Source organism: Glutamicibacter sp. 2E12, assembly GCF_050030965.1.
Classification (GTDB): domain Bacteria; phylum Actinomycetota; class Actinomycetes; order Actinomycetales; family Micrococcaceae; genus Glutamicibacter.
The window spans coordinates 2060989-2083086 of sequence record NZ_CP188297.1; the positions used below are offsets into that span (position 1 = coordinate 2060989).

General features: G+C 58.9%; 17 protein-coding genes and 1 pseudogene. 9 read left to right on the forward strand and 9 right to left on the reverse strand.

The genetic code is table 11. From position 1 onward, the window contains the following. Window positions 1–206: 206 nt before the first annotated feature. The 3 genes and pseudogenes from ACP3TE_RS09725 to ACP3TE_RS09735 all read left to right on the forward strand — a co-directional run. Window positions 207–1403, forward strand: a complete 1197-nt coding sequence (locus ACP3TE_RS09725) for an IS110 family transposase (RefSeq protein ID WP_426733376.1) — start codon at window positions 207–209, stop codon at window positions 1401–1403. A 271-nt stretch (window positions 1404–1674) separates the two neighbouring features. Beyond that, window positions 1675–2871, forward strand: coding sequence for an IS110 family transposase (locus ACP3TE_RS09730; protein ID WP_426733378.1), 1197 nt, complete (start codon window positions 1675–1677; stop codon window positions 2869–2871). Window positions 2872–3307: 436 nt separating this feature from the next. After that, window positions 3308–3550: pseudogene (locus ACP3TE_RS09735) on the forward strand (carboxymuconolactone decarboxylase family protein); the annotation flags it as partial. A 1579-nt stretch (window positions 3551–5129) separates the two neighbouring features. Here ACP3TE_RS09735 and ACP3TE_RS09740 read toward each other — a convergent pair. Next, entirely contained in the window at window positions 5130–5474 is a 345-nt protein-coding gene (locus ACP3TE_RS09740; protein WP_426733380.1) for a winged helix-turn-helix transcriptional regulator, read from the reverse strand. Between the two features lie 99 nt (window positions 5475–5573). Here ACP3TE_RS09740 and ACP3TE_RS09745 point away from each other — a divergent pair, with 99 nt between their 5' ends. Then, on the forward strand, window positions 5574–6416 hold the full coding sequence (locus tag ACP3TE_RS09745) for an NmrA family NAD(P)-binding protein (RefSeq protein WP_426733383.1): 843 nt from the start codon (window positions 5574–5576) through the stop codon (window positions 6414–6416). Window positions 6417–6444: 28 nt separating this feature from the next. Here ACP3TE_RS09745 and ACP3TE_RS09750 read toward each other — a convergent pair whose 3' ends face one another. Next, a complete protein-coding gene (locus tag ACP3TE_RS09750; RefSeq protein WP_133835006.1) occupies window positions 6445–8970 on the reverse strand; it encodes an excinuclease ABC subunit UvrA in 2526 nt (841 codons plus the stop codon). A gap of 140 nt (window positions 8971–9110) precedes the next feature. Between ACP3TE_RS09750 and ACP3TE_RS09755 the strand changes: the two genes are divergently transcribed. Beyond that, window positions 9111–9497, forward strand: coding sequence for a VOC family protein (locus ACP3TE_RS09755; protein ID WP_133835007.1), 387 nt, complete (start codon window positions 9111–9113; stop codon window positions 9495–9497). An 88-nt stretch (window positions 9498–9585) separates the two neighbouring features. On the opposite strand, the gene ACP3TE_RS09760 is transcribed toward ACP3TE_RS09755, so the two are convergent. Further along, a complete protein-coding gene (locus ACP3TE_RS09760; protein ID WP_402696805.1) occupies window positions 9586–10035 on the reverse strand; it encodes a MarR family winged helix-turn-helix transcriptional regulator in 450 nt (149 codons plus the stop codon). A 163-nt stretch (window positions 10036–10198) separates the two neighbouring features. On the opposite strand from ACP3TE_RS09760, the gene ACP3TE_RS09765 reads away from it, so the two are divergent. Both ACP3TE_RS09765 and ACP3TE_RS09770 read left to right on the forward strand, forming a co-directional pair. Further along, window positions 10199–10912: an MBL fold metallo-hydrolase gene (locus ACP3TE_RS09765; RefSeq protein WP_426733386.1), complete on the forward strand. Its 714-nt coding sequence runs from the start codon at window positions 10199–10201 to the stop codon at window positions 10910–10912. Between the two features lie 307 nt (window positions 10913–11219). After that, window positions 11220–11414: a hypothetical protein gene (locus ACP3TE_RS09770; RefSeq protein WP_426733388.1), complete on the forward strand. Its 195-nt coding sequence runs from the start codon at window positions 11220–11222 to the stop codon at window positions 11412–11414. A 637-nt stretch (window positions 11415–12051) separates the two neighbouring features. Here ACP3TE_RS09770 and ACP3TE_RS09775 read toward each other — a convergent pair. Together ACP3TE_RS09775 and ACP3TE_RS09780 are read right to left on the reverse strand one after the other, a co-directional pair. Then, complete coding sequence (locus ACP3TE_RS09775) at window positions 12052–12747, reverse strand: fasciclin domain-containing protein (RefSeq protein ID WP_133835011.1); 696 nt, start codon at window positions 12745–12747, stop codon at window positions 12052–12054. Window positions 12748–12905: 158 nt separating this feature from the next. Then, a complete protein-coding gene (locus ACP3TE_RS09780; protein WP_426733390.1) occupies window positions 12906–14768 on the reverse strand; it encodes an AMP-dependent synthetase/ligase in 1863 nt (620 codons plus the stop codon). Between the two features lie 550 nt (window positions 14769–15318). Between ACP3TE_RS09780 and ACP3TE_RS09785 the strand changes: the two genes are divergently transcribed. Then, entirely contained in the window at window positions 15319–16188 is an 870-nt protein-coding gene (locus tag ACP3TE_RS09785; protein WP_402696808.1) for a DUF1295 domain-containing protein, read from the forward strand. A gap of 244 nt (window positions 16189–16432) precedes the next feature. Continuing rightward, window positions 16433–17098, forward strand: a complete 666-nt coding sequence (locus tag ACP3TE_RS09790; RefSeq protein WP_426736216.1) for a class C sortase — start codon at window positions 16433–16435, stop codon at window positions 17096–17098. A gap of 268 nt (window positions 17099–17366) precedes the next feature. Here ACP3TE_RS09790 and ACP3TE_RS09795 read toward each other — a convergent pair whose 3' ends face one another. The 4 genes from ACP3TE_RS09795 to merA form a co-directional block, all read right to left on the reverse strand. Continuing rightward, a complete protein-coding gene (locus ACP3TE_RS09795; protein ID WP_105553695.1) occupies window positions 17367–18179 on the reverse strand; it encodes an AAA family ATPase in 813 nt (270 codons plus the stop codon). After that, window positions 18179–19621 (reverse strand): Mu transposase C-terminal domain-containing protein, encoded by a 1443-nt coding sequence (locus ACP3TE_RS09800; RefSeq protein ID WP_426733393.1) that lies wholly within the window; start codon window positions 19619–19621, stop codon window positions 18179–18181. The genes ACP3TE_RS09795 and ACP3TE_RS09800 overlap by 1 nt, the downstream gene beginning before the upstream one ends. Window positions 19622–19693: 72 nt before the next feature. Continuing rightward, window positions 19694–20287, reverse strand: a complete 594-nt coding sequence (locus ACP3TE_RS09805) for a recombinase family protein (protein ID WP_402696812.1) — start codon at window positions 20285–20287, stop codon at window positions 19694–19696. Window positions 20288–20570: 283 nt separating this feature from the next. Next, complete coding sequence (gene merA, locus ACP3TE_RS09810; RefSeq protein ID WP_133835016.1) at window positions 20571–22001, reverse strand: mercury(II) reductase; 1431 nt, start codon at window positions 21999–22001, stop codon at window positions 20571–20573. Window positions 22002–22098: the final 97 nt, after the last annotated feature.

The following is a 22098-nucleotide window of genomic DNA, read 5'->3' on the forward strand; positions in this document are numbered from 1 at the left end:
GGCCGACCAATCTCGGCATGGTGTCTTGCCCCTGTCTAACCAATGATCCGGGGGGTGTTGCCACCGAGATTGGGATGGCAGCGTGGTGATTGCTAATTAGGGGCGCGGCGCCAGGACACTGGACGCCTGTCATAACGTGGATGTAAGACTTCGCTACCGACGGTTGGTCGACCTTGAACAAGAACTAGTTCAAAGGAGCACTAGTCATGATCACCGCGGATATCGATATTTTCCTCGGCCTGGACGTAGGGAAAACCGACCACTGGGCCTGCGCCGTCACCAAGGACGGCACCAAAATATGGAACAAGACCCTGCCCAACGACGAAGCCAAACTCACCGCCGTGTATCAGAAGCTTTTAGCTCAAGGACATGTCTTGGTGATCGTTGATCAGCCAGCCACCATCGGCGCGCTGGCCGTCGCCGTCGCCCAGCACCTCGGTATTCCGGTGGCCTACCTGCCCGGACTCTCGATGCGGCGCATCGCAGACATGTATCCCGGGACGGCCAAGACAGACGAAAAAGACGCCTTCATCATCGCTGATGCGGCGCGCACCATGCCCCACGCGCTGCGCAGCATCCAGGTCTCTGACGAAGACGAAGCCACCCTGGGCATGCTCACCGGATTCGACTTGGATCTGGCCCGTCAGATCACCCAGACCAGCAACCGGATCCGCGGGTTGTTCACCCAAATCCACCCGCCACTAGAGCGGATCCTCGGCCCGTGGCTAGAGCACGACGCGGTGCTGGAGGTCCTCTCTGCTTGGCCCACCCCCGCGCAGCTGAAGCATGCCGGCAAAGCGCGGATCGACGCGAAGCTGAAGAAATACGGTGCCCGCCGGCACACTGCTTGGGCCGGAGCCATCTTGGATGCGTTGGATGAGCAAACCGTGGTCGTGGTCGGCACCGACGCCGCAGGCTTAGTCATCCCGCATCTGGCCCGCCAGCTGATCTCGTTGCACGCCCAGCGCGTGGACGTGGCTACGCACTTGGAAGCCCTGGTGGAGGCTCACCCTCTTTACCCGGTCCTGACTTCCATGCCAGGGGTCGCCGTCAGGACCGCCGCGATCATCATCGCCGAGACCTCCGGCAAAACCTTCGCCAGCGCCGCATCACTGTCCTCTTACGCTGGCCTGGCGCCAACCACGCGCCAGTCTGGCACGTCGATCAAGTCCGAACGCGTCAGCCATTCAGGCAACAAACGCTTGAAGCGAGCACTGTTCCTTTCGGCGTTTGCTTCCATCCGTTTTGATCCGACCAGCCGGGAATACTATGACCGTAAACGGGCTCAGGGGAAGCGCCATAACCAAGCGTTGATCGCTTTGGCCCACCGACGGCTCACGGTCCTGTTTGCCATGATTCGGGATGGCGCACTTTATGACGTTCCGGAGCTGAAAATAGCTTGACACAGAACATAGGGGCACCCGTTATCTTTTTGATAGTCCCTAAAAAGAGGATCATAGGGACTGTCGGCCGACCAATCTCGGCATGGTGTCTTGCCCCTGTCTAACCAATGATCCGGGGGGTGTTGCCACCGAGATTGGGATGGCAGCGTGGTGATTGCTAATTAGGGGCGCGGCGCCAGGACACTGGACGCCTGTCATAACGTGGATGTAAGACTTCGCTACCGACGGTTGGTCGACCTTGAACAAGAACTAGTTCAAAGGAGCACTAGTCATGATCACCGCGGATATCGATATTTTCCTCGGCCTGGACGTAGGGAAAACCGACCACTGGGCCTGCGCCGTCACCAAGGACGGCACCAAAATATGGAACAAGACCCTGCCCAACGACGAAGCCAAACTCACCGCCGTGTATCAGAAGCTTTTAGCTCAAGGACATGTCTTGGTGATCGTTGATCAGCCAGCCACCATCGGCGCGCTGGCCGTCGCCGTCGCCCAGCACCTCGGTATTCCGGTGGCCTACCTGCCCGGACTCTCGATGCGGCGCATCGCAGACATGTATCCCGGGACGGCCAAGACAGACGAAAAAGACGCCTTCATCATCGCTGATGCGGCGCGCACCATGCCCCACACGCTGCGCAGCATCCAGGTCTCTGACGAAGACGAAGCCACCCTGGGCATGCTCACCGGATTCGACTTGGATCTGGCCCGTCAGATCACCCAGACCAGCAACCGGATCCGCGGGTTGTTCACCCAAATCCACCCGCCACTAGAGCGGATCCTCGGCCCGTGGCTAGAGCACGACGCGGTGCTGGAGGTCCTCTCTGCTTGGCCCACCCCCGCGCAGCTGAAGCATGCCGGCAAAGCGCGGATCGACGCGAAGCTGAAGAAATACGGTGCCCGCCGGCACACTGCTTGGGCCGGAGCCATCTTGGATGCGTTGGATGAGCAAACCGTGGTCGTGGTCGGCACCGACGCCGCAGGCTTAGTCATCCCGCATCTGGCCCGCCAGCTGATCTCGTTGCACGCCCAGCGCGTGGACGTGGCTACGCACTTGGAAGCCCTGGTGGAGGCTCACCCTCTTTACCCGGTCCTGACTTCCATGCCAGGGGTCGCCGTCAGGACCGCCGCGATCATCATCGCCGAGACCTCCGGCAAAACCTTCGCCAGCGCCGCATCACTGTCCTCTTACGCTGGCCTGGCGCCAACCACGCGCCAGTCTGGCACGTCGATCAAGTCCGAACGCGTCAGCCATTCAGGCAACAAACGCTTGAAGCGAGCACTGTTCCTTTCGGCGTTTGCTTCCATCCGTTTTGATCCGACCAGCCGGGAATACTATGACCGTAAACGGGCTCAGGGGAAGCGCCATAACCAAGCGTTGATCGCTTTGGCCCACCGACGGCTCACGGTCCTGTTTGCCATGATTCGGGATGGCGCACTTTATGACGTTCCGGAGCTGAAAATAGCTTGACACAGAACATAGGGGCACCCCCCGCCCCTTCGATGTGCGTCATCAGAGTCAGGCCCACCGCGTCGAAGCCCGCAGTAAGCTCGGTCAGCAGCAGTCTCGAGGCCGAGCCGAGTGGCCAGGGCTTCAAGATTGTAGAGCACGACACCGGATCGTCCTCGCTTCAGCGTCCGCGCAGCCGCGGACGGGGTGTAACCCAGGCGCGCGGCGACATCTAGCACCCGGCGGCGGGTGCTGTCGGAGATCGTCTGGCGGTGCTGAAAGTCAAGAGCGTGCGATGACCACTCGCCCGGCCCCGGCGGGATCGGGCACACCGAACTAACCTAGAAACAATCGATCGAGAAGGAGAAGCAATGCACAACCACAATGAGGAAACCGCGTTCATGGCCGACATCAAGGAGTCCGCGCCGGAGATGGTCTCGGCCTTTTCGGATTCGACAAGGCCGTGTTCAAGAAGGACGCCGGAAACCTCGATCTCGCCACCCGTGAGTTGATCGCTGTCGGGGTGGCGGTGACCACGCAGTGCCCGTTCTGCATTGAGGACCACGCCAAGCGTGCCGTCAAGGCCGGTGCATCCAAGGCTGACGTTGCTGAGGCGGTCATGGTCGCGGCCGCCCTGCGCGCCGGCGGCGGGGTCACTCACGGCTGGAAGGCGATGAAGGCTATCGCTGAAGACAAGTGACCTACGCCCGGCTTCGTCCGGGAGGATAACAGGGCTGAGCGTGAGGGGCCTGGTCTTGTTGTCGGTTTTGTCGTCTTAGGCCAGCTGTCGGAAGAGCTTTTCAACTCGTCGCCCGACGGAGTCTGACCAACGGTTGAGGTATTCGTATAATCCTTGAGAGCACCCTAGCTGATGTGGCATTCCTCGAGGTCGGGGTCGGTGGCCTTGTACATGGCAGCGAGCGGCTAGATGATGTTGAGGCAGGTGAACTGGGGGCCTTTCGTTACCGCTCCTCGAACTGTAGGGAACTTGTTCACTTTTGTGTATCCTACGGGGTATTTATATAACGCCCTACATTGCATATCTAAGTGCCACGTGTGCGGCAAGGCGACGTGGGCCGGATGTGGCCAGCATGTCCAGCGGACCGTTTCCGCGGCGCAGTGGTATGTTGGGCCGCGCACCTTGAAACAGCGAGAGACCGCGGACCGGCAACGTGGTGGATTCTTCGCCTGTTTGTTGGGACGTAGGAATTAACATCTGCCAGTAACGAGTACTTCTACCTCCAACCGCTCCAATGCGGTCAAATAAGCTAGCGACCTCGATGCTCGATCCTTGCATATTTAGGCTGATTCGGGGACTTTGGGGTCCAACATTGAAAGCACCGGGGGACGAATGTACCCACTGGATGGGGTGGGGCGATCCGTGTCAACCAACGATATCTTTCGCGACTTAGTACTGCGGGTTCATCCGCCTCGGCTTCCCACTCTGATGGCATTCCACTGTCTGTGTCCTCAAACCTATTCGCGTTCCGCTCCAACCATTGATCCAAGTTCGACAATGGCGCCCAGACCGCAACTGGACCTTCAGGAGCGGGACGGCGGTGGTCGAATGAATACCTCCTTCATATACTCCTCTCGCAAGTTCACTCGGTGAAGGCGGCAGGACTCCGGGGCTATGCCGAGTTCAAGCAACACTTCTCAGATATGAGCAGACGGTTCGTCGTTCAACACGTTGAATAGAGCTACGTCTTGGACGGCCTATTTGGACACATCTTAGGGCATGTCCCTGTAGACAAATCTGCCGCTTGCGTTGGAGCTCGATATGTGTTTTGTCGACTTCACTGGTTCGGGCTCTCGAACTTCGAGCTGCGCAGCATGGCGCGTATTCACGTCTGGAAACGCTTTCCTCGCGCCAGAAAGAGTGAAACCTTGTTCGACGGGAGTATCGTTCGCTTGGCCCTCGACATGTACAGAGGAAGAAACACATGTTCGTTATCGATTTTCGGATTTTCTGATCGTCGTTCCTCGTCCAACACGAGTATACGTACCTCTCGAAATCACTTGATAGTTCATGTGAACTTACCTCGATACATCGATGGAGAGGCCGATCCAATTGTTGTACTCCTTGAGCCCCATCTGCTGGCTGGTGTTCAGCAACTCGGCGATCTGATCCTACCCTAAACCATGCTGCTTCGACCTGCTGGAACTCCAACGACTCCACCAGGAGCCTAATCGATACCATAGTTCTGCGAGCCGCATGGGACCCATCCACTCGCGCTGAATGATCTGAAGCGGCCCGGAATTAGACAGCCTATGGCCGGCTAGGAATCGGCAGGCGAACGGGAGTGGACGCTGCCGGCGTCCTCGGCGATCTCGAAGACGCTCGCGGGCAGGGTCATGGCCCAGGAATTCATTGCTTCCAAGACGGGGCGGAGGTCCTGCCCGGCAGGTGTCAGCTCATAAACGACTCGGGGTGGAATCTCGGGATACGCGGTGCGGGTGACCATGCCGTGCTTCTCGAACGTGCGGAGCCGACTGGTTAGCGTGTGCGCGCTGATGCGAGGCAGTACCTCTGCCAGTTCGTTGAAGCGATGCGGTCCCTTGAGCAGTTCGCGCACGATGAGCGTGGCCCATGGCCCGTCGAGCAGGGACAGGAAACGAGCCACACCACACTCCTGCAGGTCGCAGTGGTTGAATCTCACATATCCACGATACTCCATTACTGCACTTGATGTAACCGATGCATCATGTGCAGTAATTGATTCATGACATACATCATCCACGGCGCGACCGGCGCTCAAGGTTCCCCTGTATTCACTGCTCTCACCTCAGCTGGACTCGATGCCGTCGCCGCGGTCCGAGACATCTCGAAGATCGACGGCGCGGCAATCGCCATCGACAACTCCTCTGTCGACTCGCTCGCTGACGCGTATCGCGGCGCGAAGGGGGTGTTCGTACACCTGCCCCTGGGACGTCCCGAAGACCAGCTCGCCTTCGCTCACACAATCGCCGTGGCGATTCGTCGGGCGAAGCCGGCACGCGTCGTCTTCTCCACCAGCGGATTTTCTCTCGATCCCACCGGTGAAGGGACAGATGCTGTGGACGTACTCGCCCGTGAATTGGCCTCCTCAGGGGTGTCCTACGCGATTGTCGAGCCGCGGCTCTTCCTCGAGAATCTGCTCCTGACGGCGACGATGGGACCCACACGGGACGAGGGTGCTCTGCGCTACCCGATCCGCCCGGACTATGCAGTCTCGTGGATCTCCCACCTTGACGTCGCTGACGTCGTCTCCCGTCTGCTGACTGACCATTCGGTCACGGGAATCGTTTCCGTCGGAGCTCTTCCCGGCCTGACTGGCGCGGACCTTGCCGCGGGCTTCACTCGATACCTCGGGCAAGATGTGCGCTTCGAGGCGATCAGCCCCGCACGGTACGGGGAGCTGATCATCCCTCTGTTCGGCGAGGCCGCGGTCGCACCGGTGATCGCCTCCTATGAGCATCGCCAGCATCAGCCCGGGGAGCTCATTCCAGAGGCGCGTTCGGCACAGGCGCTGCTCGATCTCAAACCGCGCAGTGTCGAGCGGTGGTTGCGGGATCTCGGAGTCTGATCCCTGGCGACGCGACCTCACGACCCTGTCAGGGTCGTGAGGTCGCGGCGAGGTACTGTCCCGTGATGCTCGCGGCGGATGCGGCGATGGCCTCGGGGGTGCCGGTGGCGATGATGCGTCCGCCATCCGTGCCGCCTCCGGGGCCGAGATCGATCACATAGTCGGCGTTGGCGATCATGTCCAGGTCGTGCTCGATGACGATCACGGTCGCCCCGGTCGCCAGCAACTGGTCCAGCACACCCAGTAGCGTGCGGATGTCCAGCGGGTGCAGGCCGACAGAGGGCTCGTCAAATACGAACACCGTGCCGGTGTGCTTGCGGCCGAGCTCGGCGGCTAGCTTCAGCCGCTGAGCCTCGCCGCCGGACAGGGCGGGAGTGTCCTCGCCGAGGGTGAGGTAACCCAGGCCGAGATCGATCAGTGTCGACAGCTTCTTGCGCACCCTGGTCCGGGCTCCGAGCAGCGTCGCGGCGTCGGCGACGGTGGTGCCGAGCAGCTCGGGCAGGGACCGGCGCCCGTCAGTGGTGGGCAACTGGTGTTCGGAGGCGGCGGGGCTGTAGCGGGTGCCGCCGCAGTCGGGACAGGGGATGTCGACGTCGGGTAGGAACTGCACGTCCAGAACGACCTGGCCTGTGCCCTCGCACCTCGGGCAACGTAGCGATCCGGTGTTGTAGGAGAAGTTCCCTGCGTTCAGGCCGGCGTTCTTCGCGGACGGGAGGCTGGCGTAGGCGCGACGAAGGTCGTCGAGGATACCGCTATAGGTGGCGACGGTGGAGCGGACATTGGTACCTATTGGGGTCGCGTCGACGACGTCTGCCCGGGTCAGGTCTGCCGTGTCGAGGGAGATGACGTGCCCGGGGAGCGGGACGTCATCGTGAGCGGCAGCGAGGGCGGGCACGAGGCTGTCAAGAATGAGGGTCGTCTTCCCCGACCCGGACATCCCGGTAACAGCGGTGAGACGGCCCTTTGGAATCTCGGCCTCGAGCGCGTGGACCGTGTGGATCGGGGCGGTCTTCAGACGGATCACCCCGCGGGAGAACACCGTGTCTTTGCTCGCGCGATCGCGGATGACCGCCGTCTCGCTGCCAGACAGGAACGGCCCGATGAGTGACGCTGGATTCTCCTGGACGGCGTCGATCGTCCCTTGGGCGAGGATAGTTCCCCCGGAAGAGCCGGAGCCGGGACCGATCTCGATCATCCAATCAGCTTCGCGCAGGACCTGCACATCATGGTCGACGAGTACGACGGAGTTGCCGCCGTCGAGGAGGTCCCGCATGACGCCGATCAGACCGTCAATGTTAGCCGGGTGCAGCCCGATCGATGGCTCGTCGAGCACGTACAGCACGCCGGTGGTCTCGTTGCGGACCGCCCGCGCCAGCTGCACACGCTGCCGTTCTCCGGTCGACAGGGTGGAGCTGGGCCGATCGAGCGTGAGGTAGCCCAGGCCCAGCTCGATCAGGCGGTGACCCATCTCGGTAAACTGCCGGGCGATCATCTTCGCCATGGGACGCATGTCCGCAGGCAGAGTGGCAGGAACCGCCGGCACCCATGCCATCGTCTCGGCGAGCGTGAGGACGGTGGCCTGGGCGAGATTCATGCCGTCAACTCGGGTGCCGCGAGCTGCTTCGGACAGGCGGGTGCCGTGGCAGGTAGGACAGGTGTGCGCGGTGATGAACCGCTGCACGCGAGCCAGGCCTTTCTCACTGGTGGCGTTATTCATTGCTTCCCGCACGGCTTGACGGGCGCTGCGGTAGGTGAAGTTCAGCTCGAACAGCTTCCCGGTCTTCGATGGGACCTCGATCTCGCGCTTCTCAGCGGGCCCGTCGAGCACGATCTCTCGCTCCTGCGGGGTGAGCTCGGCATAGGGGACGTTGATGCGCACACCGAATGCGGCAACGACCTGCGGCATCACTGAGAGACCGAACATCCCCCAGGGGGCGACGGCGCCTTCGGCGATCGACCGGGATAGGTCAGGGATCAGCGTCGCGTCGTCGATGTCGCGCACCGTGCCCGTTCCCGCGCAGTTCGGGCACGCCCCATCGGAGTTGAATGCCAGAGACTCCGCACCTGGTGGATAGAACTCAGCTGCGCACACCGGACAAATGAGATCCTTGTTCGCGGCCACATCGATCGTCGGAGACAGACGGTGACCGTTTGGGCACAGATGCGAGCCGAGCCGCGAGAACATCACCCGTAGCACGTTCAGAAGCTCCGTCGACGTCCCGAACGTCGACCGCACCCCGGGCACGCCCGGCCGCTGGCGCAACGCCAGGGCTGCCGGGACATGCCGCACGGAGTCGACACTCGCACGAGCAGAGTGGGACATGCGCCGGCGCGTGTAGGTCGACAGAGCCTCGATGTACCGCCTGGATCCCTCGGCGTAGAGCACCCCCATCGCCAGCGACGACTTCCCCGACCCCGACACCCCTGCAATCGCGACCAGCCGCCGCAGCGGAACATCGACATCGATGTTCCGCAGGTTGTGCATCCGCGCGCCCCGCACCGCGGTCACCAACGGGCCCCCCGCAACGGGCCGGCCAGAGTGTTCACTATCCATCGGACCTCCAAGTTGTCAGGCACCGCGTTCACAGCACATGTACATTCCATGTCAACTATATCCGGTAGACTGGTGTCGCCACCGCGTGTCCATGCGGCGAGTCGAAGAGTTCCCCGTACGGGGAAGAATAGGAGCGGGTCATGAGTGTCCCAGCAATCGGTTCAGTGTCCTGGTTCGAGATTGGAAGCGACAAGCCCGAGGAGGTGAAGAAGTTCTACAGCGAGCTGTTCGGCTGGCAGTTCAAGCTCAACACCGACCTCGAAGGCGTCGAATACCACGCCGCCATCACTCCGGGCTCGCCAGGCCCGTCCGGCGGGATCTTCGACCACGCCGGACGCTTCGAGGACTACGCCGTCTTCTATGTCCTCGTCGAGGACATCCCGGCCACGATTGCGAGAGCCAAGGAGCTCGGTGCCGAAGTCACGATGGAGCCCGTCGTCGACGCGTCCGGAGTGAGCTTCGCCCGCCTGCGCGACGCCAACGGCCACCACTTCGGCGTGTATTCGATGCCCGCTCCAACGGACTGACCGATGCTGTCCACGGTTACGGGAGGCAACGCGGACCTGCGACGTCTCCCTTAGCCAGGACGGATATTCTTGTGAAAATACATCGGCGTCAGACGATCTTGGATCGATCGTCAGTGTCCGAAGCGGAACGCAAGAGACGGAGCCCTGCCGCCATCCGGTCGAGCTCAGCAGATCCCAGTATGGCCGAGAAGCGCCGGGCGAGCTCGTCCTCGAACACCGGGGCTGTCTCGTCCACCCTCGCCTTCCCCGCAGCTGTCAGCACAATCAGCGTGGACCGGCGATCATTCGGATTCGGGACCCGTCGGCAGAGCCCCGCGGCCTCGATTCGATCGATGACCTTGCTGGCCCCGCCTACCGTGATCACGAATTCCCGCGCCACGTCATGGACGCGCTGCCCTTCACGGTGGCGCAGGAGCTGCATGATCTCGAACCATGTCAACTGCATATCGCAGTCAGCGCGTAGCCGCGCATCGATCGCCGTCCACAGCTCGGTTTCGAAGCGCACCAGATCGTGATAAAGCACCCGCAATTCCGTCATTTCTCACCTCACCTGTCCGCGTCGATCCTGCTGACCGAGGCGAACCAAATATTGTTTCCATGGAACTATCTGTAAGCAATACATTCTACTCCTGAAAGAGAATCTCATGACCACCCAGACCGTCCCCACCCACATCCCTGTACGCGTCCTCAGCGGCCCGACCGTGTTGATCGAGTACGCTGGCTTGCGCTTCCTCACCGACCCCACCTTCGATGCACCGGGGGAGTACCCCGTCATGCCTGGATACGCCATGACCAAGACCGCCGGGTCACCCCTCGGCCCGGACGAGGTGGGGCACATCGACGCGGTGTTGCTCTCCCACGACGAGCATGATGACAATCTCGATGAGTCGGGCCGCCAGTTCCTTCCTCGCGTACCGGTCGTCTACACAACCGTCTCCGGTGCTGGCCGTCTTGGCGGCAATGCAAAGGGGGTCGCGTTCTGGGAGGAAGCAACACTCATCGCTCCCGACGGTACCGAGGTGACGATTACCGGGCTGCCTGCACGCCACGGACCAGAGGGCAGCGAACCGGTCTCCGGCGACGTTATCGGGTTCCTCCTCACTGCAGTAGGTCACCCCAGCGTCTACATCAGCGGCGACAACGCATCGCTGGACTATGTCCAGCAGATCGCAGATAGGTGTGCGCCGATCGATACAGCGGTGCTGTTTCTTGGCGGGGTCCGCCATGAGCCCATGCTCGAGGCGCAGCTCGTGACCCTCAACAACACTCAGGCCACTTGGGTAGCACGCGCATTGGACGCTCGTCGTGTGATCCCTGCCCACTTCGAAGGGTGGGCGCACTTCCAAGGCACCCGAGCCGACCTCACTCTAGCGTTCGCTGAAGCAGGCCTGGCCGACAAGCTTGTGTACACATAGGCGATCGGCACGCCGTCGATCTTCTGGGATCAGCGAAGGCAGCAACGCGACGGCACACTAATGGGGCAAAGAACTTCTGCGACTTTCTGTGAACGCTCTGCATACTTCCAGCCAATTCGTTATGAGAGTAAAGCAGAGCTCTTGCTTCCGTTGCGGAATGCTCGCATTGACTCTCATCAACTCTTGCGGGAACCTGTTCAACGGTGCGAATCGCATCCATGACGTAGGTCTTAATTCTCGGTGGCGGCTTCACCTCAGGGACGGTGAGAGCAAGGTAGGCAGCAGTTTGTTTCAAAGAAGCAAGCTCTTGCTCGAGCGTGGCGGCATTGGCCTCATACTGCAGCGCCTGATCACGTTGAGTTTGGCTCAGCGCATTCAGGGCGAAGCCGCTGAACAGTCTACTTTTGTGCTTGCCCATGACATGGCTCCCAGCAATTCTCGTATTTCCTTCATTCTGTCTCGTGAGCCGGCTTTCACGATCACCACAGGTAGTTGGGCATGATCAGGAATCTCACAATGCGTCAAACCCCGAAATAGACCAGTTGGATCGTACCTCTTTGCGCTTCAGTCAGTTGGTAGAGAGCTTCGATCATGCGTTTGACCTCATCAGGACGTACCGCTCTTCCCTGCAATGGTTGATACCTTGCTTAAGAGGTTTCAACAGCGATTCCCAGCACAGGTTTCGGGCGCTCTGAAGTGAAGCGGATCTGTCCAACGGCAGACTGGTGGACGATCTTCAGCAGCCAAGTTAGTGCGGTAGTTCGCACAGTGGCGAAGCCATCAACATGTCGTTAATCGTCTGAAAATATTCATTGTGCGGCTTCCTGCCTTTGGACTTCATCGCTCAGTTGACGGGCGTCAAAACCGAACACCCTTGGGACAAGTCCGCCATAAGGCTGCGTAGCTGCTTCATCTCCTTGTGCGGCTTGAAGCAAGAGAGCTTCATCCGGCGCTGAACAGTCGGTGATTTCGACTGCCCAATTCGGGATCTTGGGTTCAACGACCCCATACCGTCAAGGACATTGCTCTCGTTCAGGGCAGTAGCTGCAGGTCAAATCTTGGGTAGACGGAAGCCAGGGAACGGCCCCCCAAATCGTGCATCGCCCGTCCCCTGGCTTCTTCAGCTTGATGCTGTAGTACTACTTCTTTGCCGGTGGCATCAGCACCGAATCAACGAGGTAAACGGTGGCATTGGCAGTCTGCACGCCACCGCAAATGACCTTGGCATCGTTGACCATCAAGTCATCGCCGCTGCCGCTGATCTTGACCTTGTCACCTTCAACGGTTTCCAGATCACCCTTCAACTCATCGGGAGTTATCTGGCCTGGGACCACATGGTAGGTCAGCACCTTGGTCAGCATGTCGGCATCCGACACAACAGCGTTCAGGTCTTTTTCTGAAATGGCCTTGAATGCGTCATCCACCGGTGCGAAGACGGTGAACTCATCGCCGTTGAGCGTGTCCACCAGATCCACGTCCTTGTTCAGCTCGCCCGAAACGGCCTTGGTGAGGGTGGTCAGCAACGGGTTGTTTGATGCTGCCACGGCTACCGGATCCTGGGCCATGCCAGCAACGGAGCCGTCACCTTCGGGCACTGCTTCTGCGTACGCCGCACATCCTGAACCAACAAGGTTGGCGGTTGGGTCCATGGCCGATTCGCTGGCCATTCCCGAATCCTCAGATGCTTCCGGGCTGCTAGAAGCCATGCTCGATGACGAACTTTCGCTGCTGGGAGTGGACTCGGCGCTGTTGTCCATCGAGCAGGCGCTCAATCCGAACGCGGCGACCGCGGCAATCGAGAGCAGTCCCACTGTCTTGCGCTGCATGGTTTTCATGTCGAACTCCTTACCTGGCGACCCCGTTGGGCCAGTTGGTTTTCCAAACCTCTTGGTTTGGGTTTTCACAGGGCATTCGGGGCAAAGCGCTTCGCGGATTGGAACTTATTTAAAGATTTTCTGTTCCGCACATTAGGGGCTCATATCATGACTGATTGCTAGCGCTTAGCCGAGGCATAGAGCTCGTTGACGAAGCCGTTTGCTCTCTCAAGAAACTTACTTCGCTTGAGTTTCAAAGTCGGTGTCAGCAGTTCACTGTTTTCCCCTAAATCGGTAGAAAGCATAAGAAACTCTTTGACTTGTTCACTTCTTGCTACCCGCTTATTGGCTGAGCTGACGGAGTCGAGGACGACTTGAAACAAGAGCCCGTTTCTAATCCTGTCAATTGACCCTTCTGTGCGAGGCTGAAAAAGGGATGCGTCTGTAATCCCTTGGCTAGAGGCCCACTGTTTGACTGCTTCCGGGTCAATCAGTACGAGGCATCCCAAGAACGGCTTACCTTCTCCAACCATTACCGCGTGGGCAATCAATGGCTCAGTTTCGACGTATCCTTCCCATATGCTGGGGGATATTGTCTTCCCTCCCGCAGTTACTATGACATCTTTGATTCTTCCCTTCAGCGTGATGCGCCCAAGGTTGTCCAAGGATCCCAGGTCTCCTGTACGGAAGAAGCCATCGGTGAAAGCGTCTTCGTTATCTTCGGGATTGGTATATCCAGCAAATACGCCGATTCCTTGTGCGAGCACCTCACCGTCGTCCGATATTCGTACAGTGGTCCCAGGCATCGGAACTCCCACGGTTCCAGACTTGATCGACCCGGGCATATTTCCCGTTAGCGGCGCTGTAGTTTCTGTCAGCCCATAGCCCTCGATTACTGGCAAGCCAATACCCCTGAAAAAGAGGGAAACTTCTCTATCTAGGGTTGCAGCTCCTGATAGCAGGTACTCAAGACGACCGCCGACTACTTTTCTTAGACGCGAGTAGAAAATCCGATCAAAAATGAAATGTCTCATCCTAAGGCTAGGAGAAGCTTGCTTCGACGAACCGGTATCGTGTCCCTCAGCCATCGCGCCCCACTGCGTTGCCGTGTCGCTGGCCCACTTCCAAATACGATTCAGGCGTTTCTGATTGGCGGCCTGTGCTGCGGAGTCTTGGATCTTCTGTAGCACCCGTGGCACTACTACGAGAAATGTGGGTTTGAGGAATTCCAAAGACGGTATTACTTCTTTGGGTTCTGAGAGATGCGCGATGCGCATCCCGTTAGCCAAACAAATCAGCTGTAGACCACGAGCCAGAACGTGGGCCATGGGAAGGAAAATAATCGTATTTCCTGTCTCCTTAACCACTTCAGTGTAAGCGGCAGCAACATTGAGTACTAAGCCAACGAGGTTACCGTGCGTAATTAAAGCGCCCTTGGGTGCTGCCGTCGTTCCCGAAGTGTAGACGATAGTCGCTATCGTCTCTGACGTTGCCAACAATCGTCGTTCTTCAACAGCACCATCGGCGATAGATTTCCCTTCGTCAACAAGATCCTCAAGATCGAGATCGTTCCGGGTGTCCATTGTCCAGATTCTCGACCCGCATATTCCCGCGCCACTTAGCCCGCGCTCGAGAATCGAGGCGTGGTCGGTGCTTCCAGCAACTATAAATTTTGGGGAGCAATCGGCAAGTATGGCTGTGACCTGATCAAGCGACGAAGTTTCATAAATAGGGACCACGACCGCACCTGCAAACCATGCCGCCATATCCACCTGAGCCCATTCGTAGCGTGTAGGTGACATAATCACAAGCTTGTTTCCAGGTTGCAGCCCACTAGCGATGAGCCCCTTAGCCAATGCCTGCACTTCGAGAAAAAATTCTCGAGTAGTTATTTGCTTCCAGGGGGCAGCAACGGGACCATCAGCAGATCGAACTTCGAATGCTATATGCTCAGGCGAATTCTTCAGGCGCTCCATCAAGAGATCGGTGGCATTCCTGTGCATGTGCGAAGTGGCCAATAGCGGCGTCGCAAATTTCCTCATAGCTCGTCCTTCCGGGCAGGGTAACGGTGGATATCAAATACGGACAGGACTAGCCTGCTGTGGACTACTTCTCGGTCAGGCGTCATTCAAGGTAGGCATTGTTGGGCGCTATCATCTCAGATAGGCAGCATAAGCAGGGACGAGGCAAGGTTCGCATAGCTTGGTTTCAAGCTTGTTTAGTGCGGGGCTTGAAGCCAAGCTATGCGTTCCGTTTCGACGTAACAACTAGTCAATCGAGATTAGAACGGTTTTCGTCCAGCATTCAGAATGCTTGATTTGTTCAGTCCGGCCAATTAACAGGTCGTGAACAGTTCTGGGGACGAAAGCTGTTTCTGCGATCCTCCGCCAACAGCAAGCATCTCTTAGACGATAGCCCCGCGAAGAGATGCCATGAGAAGCGTCAAGCCGCGATTCCGTCAAAAGCTTTGGCTCACCCTGTGTCCAATAGTATTGCCCGGTCCCAGAGAATATGATGAGGCGACTCTTGGATAAAAGTATCGCAGGATCACTGGATCGTCTCTGAGGGAAATTTAACGGAGGAAACCTCATAATGAAGAGCAAGGAACGCAAGGCGCTGACCGCTATGCCTGTAGTGCTTCTGCTAGGTGTGCTGCTTGCATTGTCCGGTAGTGATGGCGGGATTACATGGGGTTCGATGCCCCTCTTCGCTCTGGCTGTACTGGCGTCCTTTATAGCCCAATGGATCGCATTCATACCTTCATTCCTAAGGCAAACAGAGAGATTCTACGACCTGACCGGAACCCTGACCTATACAGCAGTCACATTGCTCCTGCTTCTCTTAGTCCCTGAAGTTCATTCAAGATCGCTGCTACTGGCATTCATGGTCCTGGCCTGGACTCTTAGGCTGGGAATCTTCCTCTTCAGCCGTGTCACTAGGGACGGCAAAGATGATCGCTTCGACCAGATCAAACCGTCTTTTATGCGGTTTCTCAGCGCCTGGACCGTTCAGGGTCTCTGGGTCTCTTTCACTGCTGCTACTGCTTGGGCTGCTATGACCTCGGAATACTCTAGTGAATTGGACGGATTCGCACTGGTCGGACTCGTCATCTGGGCGATTGGGTTGGGTGTGGAAAGCCTAGCCGATCACCAGAAATCAATTTTCAAACGCGACCCGGAAAATCAAGGGAAATTCATCTCCTCCGGACTCTGGTCCAAATCTCGCCATCCGAACTATTTCGGAGAGATTCTGCTTTGGATTGGCGTGGCTGTTGTGGCCGCTCCGGCGTTGCAGCACTGGCAGTGGGTTGTGATGATCTCACCGGTATTCGTCGCCGTGTTGCTCATCAAGATCAGCGGAATCCCGCTGCTTGAAGCGAAAGCTGAATCAAAATGGGGAGGCCGCGCCGACTATGAAACCTACAAGGAAAACACGCCGGTGCTTATTCCTAAGTTCTGGTAGGAAACGGTTTGCTGAAATAGTTGCTGATGCTCTCTAGACTCTGGCACTTCTAGAATTTGCTCTATGTGAAGTCGTCGAGATGCAAAACGAATCTAGACCAGATAAAGCGGGCTGCGCATCGTCGACAGGCGTAGGTTGCCCTGCATCGCAGGTGACAGCGCGGGCCAACCTGGCCAGTGCGAATCTGCCAACCGGCCATGCTGGATAGTGGGTCTGATTGCCACTGCGATGCTGAGCCTCGGAAATTTATGATGCTTCCGCCACTAATGCGTCGCTGGCTGATGGAACGAGAATTGTTGACCCGTTCGCTGCGGTGCAGAAGAAAACTCAAAAGACAGATGATCCGTACTGGGATCTGTTGGAGCCAAATGACGACGGATTGATGGCGCGTCTGCGAATACCGAGTATTGACGTAAAGATCCCGGTGTATCACGGTACCGCCGAAGATGTCCTTCTGGAAGGCGCAGGTCATCTTGAAGGCACAGCCTTGCCTGTAGGTGGACAAGGAACCCACGCGGTGATGACCGGGCACCGCGGTCTACCGCAGGCAGCAATGTTCACCGATCTGGATAAAGTGACCGTAGGCGATGATATTGAAATCGATGTGTATGGCCAGACTCTGGTGTATCGCATCATCGATAGTTCCGTAGTACTCCCCACTGAAACGGCATTGCTCAGGCCGCAAGCAGGCCACGACCTGATTTCGTTGGTGAACTGCACCCCCGTCGGTGTCAACTCACACCGGATTATTGTCACGGCCGAACCTGTATTGCCAACTCCTGCAGATGCTGGGCAAAGTGTCGACTCTATTGGATTCCCATGGTGGGCCCTCGGGTTGGGGCTCAGCGCAACAGGTTGCCTATGGTATGTGTTCTATACCCGTTCTCAGAAGCCGGCCGCTAGAGTTTAGAGATCTGTCCTCGTCGCAGCATGACCCCATTATCTGTGAATTTCACGGCTTCAAGATGTCGATTCGTATGGCCCGGGTCGAAAGCTCGAGACTGGAACCCACCGTTTTTCTAATCTGTCTCACTACTAATGGCGCAAACGCGGCGCTACGCCATGGGTTACAACACATAGCTGTGAGAATCTCGGACCCTTGAGTTTCCGCGGATTTTTCACCGGGGGTGTGATTGTTAACTTCGTTTGGCGGTTTCTGCGCACCTAATATTGGCGGTTCAACTGATTCCGATCACTAGCGTGGATCGCGCAGCTTCAACAACATCATCGGTAATCGTGTCCAGCTCATTGATTTTCATGACTCGCTGCATCTGTGTGAAGAGTCGATCGATCAGCCGGAAATTACCGCGCGTGATACGGGCGATCGCCGCGACAGCTTGCGTATCGGTGAAGTCCTCCAAGTCCAGAGTTTTTCCGAGGGCACGCCACTTTCGTTGCAGAACGAAATGCAGTTCATCCTGAGCAAGCGGACGGTACTCGTGAGCAAAACCAACACGGCTATAGAGCTGAGGATATCGACTGAACTGCTTTTCGATGCCAGGCATCCCAATCAGCATCAGCGCGATATTGTTCCTGTCATACCTATCTCGTAGCACTTCTAAGGCAGTGGCGTTGAGTCGCTCCGACTCGTCGACGATGATCAGCTCAACATGCTTGTCTTGATTCATCGGGCCCGTCGTGGCACCTAAAGTATCGAGATGTTGATGGATACAGATCGAGGTCCGGGTGGTGACCAGAGAGAGTTCATCCTTGATTTGCTTAGGCGTCGTCAGAACCCCTGGGGTGAAGAAGACGGTCCGCGTTTTGGCCAGATCCTTGTAGATCTGGAGGTCACTGTCCTCCCGTCGGCCCCATTCCTCTATTAACGCCTCGGCTTTCGGGCTCCAGTTGGCATAACGTTTAGCCGATAGGGTTTTGCCAATTCCAGCTTGTCCATAGCAGACCCCGATAGTCCGCTGCCGACGCACCGCATTGGCGAACTCAGTGAAGCGGCGGTGCTCCTTCGTTGCGATAAAAGTTGTTGGTCCCATTACTCGTCCTCCGCGTAAGTGCGCAGCTTCGTTTTCTTGGTTCGGTGGACCGCCGGATCAGGCTGGGGTGCCTCCGTGGTTGGTTGCCCGGCCGGTAGAAATTCCGCGACGGTGGCGATTCGTTCATTGATTTGTCCGCGCAGCTGACGCTTTCGTGCAGAGCGTGCTTTCTGGATGTCCTTAAAGGTCATGATGGATCGTTCGTGCGTGGGATCCACAGCTTTGCAGATGTGCTGGCCACGATGAAAGACCTGAATCTCGGCAACGTCTCGCGGGTCGTAGCGAAGGATGACGGATTCTCCGACATAGGCAGCCAGCAAGGGAGATATGTAGCGTAGCCCTTGGAAGTGCACCCCATCGCGGTGGACGATTCGAGGTTTGGCGACCGTGAGCAGCAGCAGGTTCAGTTCATCGATGGATTCAGGCAGACGCGGCAACCAGCCGTTGCCCTGCCACGCTTTTTGAGGTGTTTCTTTGATCTCTTGGTGTTCACGCTGGTGGTAATTCTGCCCAATGAACTCACCTAGCGCCGTGTCCAGTTCACTAATCGATAGTCCGGGTTTGGGATTGCGTACGTTGTGCAAGTAACCCGGTAGCCGGGCCAAAAGCTCGGTATTCAACGTACCGAAGAAACGCTCAATCTTTCCTCTGCCCTGTGGCCGGGCTACTGCAGAGAAAGTGATTTCGAAGTGCAGGTCTCTGGCGGCCTGCGCCATGTGGTGGCTCGTGAAATCGGTTCCGTGGTCCACGTAGAGCACATCAGGGATTCCGCACATCGGCCAATCAGCTGTCTTTTTGGGCCAGATCGCCTCACGCAACGCCAATGCCGTATTCAAGGATGAGGGAGCACCGGTGAAGATCATGTACCCGCACAGGGCTCGCGAGTAATCATCCATGATCGTGGTGAGCCACGGGCGAACCGGCCGATGACCAGTGTCAAAAACCAGAATGTCGAGCTCGGTATGATCAGCCTGCCACACCGCGTTCGGACGTTCGGCGCGGCGGCGCCAGACCAGTTCGTACTTATCGCGGTACACCGCCGCGCCTTGCTGCGCCAGTGTCATCATCCCGGGATCTATCTCGCCGACAATCGAGCGGATGGTTGAGTAGGAAACCGGTGCCCATCCCTGGTGGAGCGCCACCTTGTTAGCTTGCTGGTGGATGGCTGCCGTCGTCCTGGGCAGTTTAGCTAAGGCGAGGCCTTCGACCAGCTTCACGAAGTCGCTGGGCATCCGGCGTCCGCGTTTGCCCTGTGCCACCGGTTCCAGACCAGACTTCCCCTGGAGCTTGAAGCTCTGGTGCCATCGCTGCAGTGTCCTCAGGCCGATATGGTGTTCCTCAGCCAAGACCGTCAGCGGCACTCCGTCTTCGACGTGTTGCCGCAGTATTTCCCAGCGTGCCGTTGCCTTGATCAGGCCGCTGTAAGAGGTTCCTGCTTTCACGGTACTGCTGCCATTCTGGTTTTGTCCCAGCGGTGCGTCCCTGCGCGGTTCGCTTCGCCGGGACATGGCCGATCACAGGCTCTTGACAGAGGCGGATTCTTGGCCCAAGTGGCGGTAGAACGTCGCGCGGCTCCAGCCAACCAGACGTGCTGCGTCTTCGGCGGTGCGTCCCCTGGCGCGGGCATCTTTGGCGATCGCGAGCTTATCGGCAATCACCACCGGGTCAGAGACCGGCCGGCCGAAACGGGTTCCGGATTGCCGGGCGGCAGCAATGCCGGCATTGACTCGTTCAACGATCAGCTCGCGCTCGTACTCGGCCAACGAGGCCAGCATGTTCAGCATCATCCGCCCGGTCGACGTGGCCGGGTCGATCCCATCGGAAATGGAGCGGACATTCACCCCGCGCTCGCGCAAGAGGTTCACGGTGTTCAAAACATCGATCAGGGATCGCCCGAGCCGGTCTACTCGCCAGACCACCACGGTGTCCCCGGACTGCGCGTACTCGAGCAGTTTCTTCATCCCGGGCCGCTCAATCGCGCTCCGGCTGCCGGACGTCACATCGGCGAACACGTCGCGTTTCTGCACCCCCGCTGCAGCAAGAGCGTCGAATTGCAAGGCCGCGTCTTGGCTCGAAGTGCTCACTCGTGTGTATCCCAAATGCCTCACCTGCCCAGTGTGACTCAAAAACCCCTGTGCGGCAAGCAGGTAAGACGTTTTACGTTGGGACGAGTTTATAAGACAAATACAGCCCGCGTTTTCCAAGTATTTGATGAGACAAGTTTCTACTCTAGGTAGCGTCTCAAAAAGCTTTAGGTTTTCAAGACGCCTCGCGACCGTCAGCGGTTGGTCTGACCGCTTTCCCCTGTTGGTAGGTGCGCCACTGCGGCTGTAGTGCAGCGAACACCTGAGATTGAATCACCCGAAGTCCTCTGCTTCAGGTGGGTTTCGCTTAGGCGCAGCAGGACAGTTTGGCGATGTCGGTGGTGAAGGCCTTGGCGGCGATCCTGATGCCCTCGGCCATCGTCAGGTAGGGGCTCCAGGCGGCGGCGACCTGTGCGGTGGTCATCCCCGCTTCGAGGATGTAGACACCGGCGGCGGCCAGTTCCCCGGCGTCCCTGGCGACGGCGGAAATACCCAGGATCCGTCCGGTGCCGAGCTCGGCGACGACCTTGATGAAGCCGCGGGTGTCGCGGTTGACCACGGCTCGCGGCACGTACTCCAGGGGCAGGACCCGGCACTCGCAGCGGATCCCGGCAGCGACGGCTTCCTTCTCCGTCAAGCCGACCGACCCGATGGCGGGACTGGTGAAGGTGACCCGGGGCAGGTGCCGGTAGTCAACCTCGGCGACGGCGTCGGTGAGCGCATTGTCCACGGCCAGGGCGCCGTGGGCCGCGGCGACGTAAACGAACTCCCGGTGTCCGGCCACGTCCCCGGCAGCCCAAATGCGCGGGTTGGACGTGGCCAGGCGGGAATCAATCACGATCTCGCCCGTGGCGCCGGTCTTCACGCCGACGGCGTCAAGATTCAACCCGTCGATGACGGGGCGTCGGCCTGTGGCCACCAGGAGCCGGGATGCCCGGAACGTTTCCCTGCCGCCGGCCACGGATGCCGAGACCAGGACCCCTCCGTTGGCGTGATCGCGCTCCACAGTCTCCGCGGAGGCCCGCCGGACCACCCGGATCCCCTCGTCGGCAAAAACTTCGGCCAATGCCTTGGATGCCTCCGGTTCCTCCTGCGAGGCCAGCCGGGAACGGACCAGCATGGTCACCCGGGAACCGAGCCGGGAGAAAAGCTGCGCCATTTCCAGGGCAACATAGCCCCCGCCCATGATCAGCATTGATTCGGGGACCTCGTCCAGTTCCATCGCCGTCGTCGAGGTCAGGTACCCTGTCTCGTCCAGTCCAGGGACGGGAGGCGTCCAGGGGGCGGAGCCGGTGGCCACGAGATAGTGGTCGGCCTCGATCGTTTTTTCGGCACCGTCCGGGGAGGCGACCCGGAGTCGGGGTTCGTCCTGGGTTCCGGTGAACGAGGCTTCCCCTTCGAGCATGGTCCACCCGTGGCCGGCGGCCAGTTCAATGTACTTTTCCGTTCGCATGCTTTCCACCAGCGCGGCCTTGCTCTGGACCAGGGCCGGCATGTCCACCGGGCCCGCCGAGGCCGCCACGCCCGGGAAGCGGGCCGAGTCCAACGCCACGTGGCGGGCCTCCGCGGCGGCCAGGAGTGCTTTTGAGGGCACGCATCCGGTGTTCACGCATGTCCCGCCCACGGTGCCACGCTCCACCATCACGACGCGCTTGCCCAAGCCGGTGGCCCGGATCGCGGCCGCGAACGCGCCGCCCCCGGAACCAACAATCGCCAGATCGAACCGTTCGTTTGTCATTCCAGCTACCTCTTCCCTGTAGTGCAAAACTTCCTATGCACCATCATGAACCTTCCAGTACAGTGGAAGGTCAAGTGCGGTGACCACTGAAAGGGGA